General features: G+C 65.1%; 1 protein-coding gene. It reads right to left on the reverse strand.

Going from position 1 to position 3,003, the window contains the following annotated elements; genetic code table 11:
- Positions 1-3,003 (reverse strand): FtsK/SpoIIIE domain-containing protein (locus ADBZ6I_RS16840; protein WP_526385872.1); only part of this gene is annotated, 3,003 nt, incomplete at both ends.

Consider the following 3,003-nt stretch of genomic DNA (forward strand, 5'->3'; position numbering starts at 1 on the left):
CAACGGCGCGGTGGCGGCTTGCTTGCCGACGAGGCCGTTGGGGCGCAGCTCGTGCTCGTCGTCGATCAGGACGATGTGCCGAGGACCCGACCACGGCGGGCGGGCCAGCAGCTCCTCCTGCGTGAGACCGGAGGGGGGCAGACGATCCCGCATGATCGCCGCGATCTCGTCGAGCACCCTGTCGATGTCCTCGGCGGTGTAGGCGTACGCGCGGACGTTGGCTTCAGGGATGCGCCCGATCAAGCTGGTTTTGGGATCGATGATGGTGATCTGCGCCTGTTCGGGCGACAGCCGGGCCGTGATGGCTTGCCCGATTGCGGCCAGCGCGCTGGTCTTGCCGCAGCCCTGCCGGCCGACCACGAGCAGGTTCGGCACCTGGCGAAGGGGCAGGGCGACCGGTTGCAGGGCGCTCTCACCGATGGCGAATGGGATGTTCAACGGCTCGACGGCCTCGGGTGTCGTCGCGTAATGGGTCATGATCTCACGCAACGTGATTCGCTCGGGAAGCCGCGCCAGGGTTTCCACCTTGCCCGCCCCGGTCTGGGCGGCGATCACGGCGCCGAGCTGGCGGGTGGTCACCCGGCTGCCGTCCGGCGCGAGGATCTCCGGCACACCGATGAGTAGTTCATGTCCGGTGCGGCTGAGTCCGAAGCCCGGACGGTCCAGCGTCTGGCGGGCTGCCCGCCGGTGCTCCATGCCGGTGCCCATCTGGCTTTCATCGGGGTTGCTCAGCCGCAACTGGATTCGCGCGTTGGCGACGCTGAGCAGTGCCTGCTTCTGACCCACAAGCCAGCCGCTGGCGCTGGTCATCACATGCACGCCGTAGGAAAGTCCCTGGCGCGCAATGGCAATCGCGCGATCCCCAAGTCCGTTGTCCTTTTCGTACAGATCACCGAAATTATCGATGACGAGGAATACGTCGCCGAACTTGTCGTCGGGGTCGGTGGCCGCGCCGGCCAGTGCGCCGAACCGGCGCTCGCGGAACTCGGCGATATCCATCTGATACCGCTTGAACGAGGCCTCCCTGGCGCGGATGAGGCCCTCGATGGTCGAAATGGTGCGGGATACGCCCTCGACATCGGTGTTGCTGACAACACCGGCCACGTGGGGATAGTCCTCCACCGGGTAGAACGTGGTCGACTTGCCGCGCTGGGCCGTCGCCACGATCATCACGTTGTCGGTTTCCGCGTCGATGACGTGCACACGCTGCGCGTGTTCCTCCGGGAAATCCTCGACGCCGGCCGGGAAGACCAGGCCTAGATTCTGGCCGTAGTCCTCCCACCACGGCCTGCCGCGCCAGGCCTGAACCAGCTCGTCGGCCGTCGCGCTGACTTCCAGCGGCGGCAGCCAGATCCGGTGCGGAGGCCGGGCCGGATGCGACAGCAGCGACTCGCGGATGACGTCGAGCAGCTTCTTTCGTTTGAATCCATCTGCGTGGTAGAGGAATTCGTCGGGCTGTTCGGGTTCGTCGGCCACGGCGAGGGCTGCGCTGTCGGACTCGCTCAGCGGCTGGTACTCCCACGTCAACGAGCGAGGTTGAGTGAAACTCACCGACACGGTCTGGTCGGTCTTGACGACCTTCTTGGGGACGACGAAGGGTGCGGACACATAGAAGCAGCGGAACTGTTCCAGTTCCCGGGGGCCGACCTTGAGCAGCGCGTAGCCGTTCTCTTTCGACGGCAGATGCAGCGCGGCATCACTGCCGATGACATCGCGCGAATCCTCAGCGGTCTCGGCGCGCAGCGCGACACGGAAGGCGATGTTGCTCTTGGCCTTGCTGAGTGAGGACAGGTCCAGTCGCTGACCGCCGAGGGTGAAGAAAACGTTGCAGCCGCGACCTTCCTGGCCGATGTGGATGACTAGGTCGATCCACTCGGGATGGTGGTGGAACAGTTCGAGGTACTCATCGATGATGACCAGCAGAATGGGTACCGGCTCAAGATCGCGGCCTGCCAGCCGCATTTCTTCGTATTCGTTGGCGTCGCGGGCACCGGCTGCTTTGAAAAGGGCGTAGCGGCGGGCCATTTCACCGTCGACGGCCTTGCGCATACGTTCGGCGAGATGCCTGTCGTCCTTGCCCAGGTTGGACAGCGACCCGGCGACGTGGGGCAGACCCTCCAGATCCTGGGCGGCGGACTCGAACTTCATGTCGACGAAGATGACGATGAAGCTCTCCGGTGAATGCGTGAGCGCGATGCCGTTGCACAACGCCAGGAAGTACTCGGACTTGCCCGACCCCGATGTTCCGATCACCACGGAATGGAATCCGTAACCGCCGAAGTCCTTGGCGCGCAGGATCACATTCTGCAGTTCGCCGCCGGGTTTGACCCCGACCGGGATCATCGCCCAGCGTGGGTCGCCGCGGCCGCGGCTGTCCGCCCATAGCCGGTCGACATCGAGGTTGCGGGGGTCATCGATTCCCAAGGCCCGCAGCAATTCACCCCCTTGGCTGTCGGTTTCGGACAGCTCACCTGCGGTTGTCGGCGACCACCGGGCTAACGCCCTGGCGTATCTGTCGGCGGTGCTTTCGGCGAGCATGTCAGCGACGGCGTAGAACGCGTCGCGGTGTTGCAGACGGCCCTCGCGGAGTCGGAAACGCTCGTCGAGACCGGTGAACCCGACACCTTCACCCGGTCGGGTGGCCAGTCGCAGCACGGTGATCCCGGCCATTCCTTTCTGACCGGTGACCGCCTCCCATTGTTCAGGAGTGCCGACGTTGTCGTCGACGATGATCCAGTGTGGTCCGAGCGCGAAGGCACTATCGGACTCCATGGGTGACAGCGTGGTGGTCGGGCTGGATCCGCTCGGCGGCGCCCACGGCCCTCGGCCTTTCCGGTGCAGTTCGGCGTCGAGGGCCTCTTCAAGTTCGGTCGGTGAGGTGAAGATCAGCCGGCGCAGACCGCAGGCGTCGAACATCTCGTCGTGATGGTTGTGTGGCAACCAGACCAGCCAGGACCACTGTTCGGGGTTGCGAGTGACCACCATCAGCTTCACGTCGCTGGG

The organism is Mycobacterium sp. (assembly GCF_044342925.1).
Lineage (GTDB): Bacteria > Actinomycetota > Actinomycetes > Mycobacteriales > Mycobacteriaceae > Mycobacterium.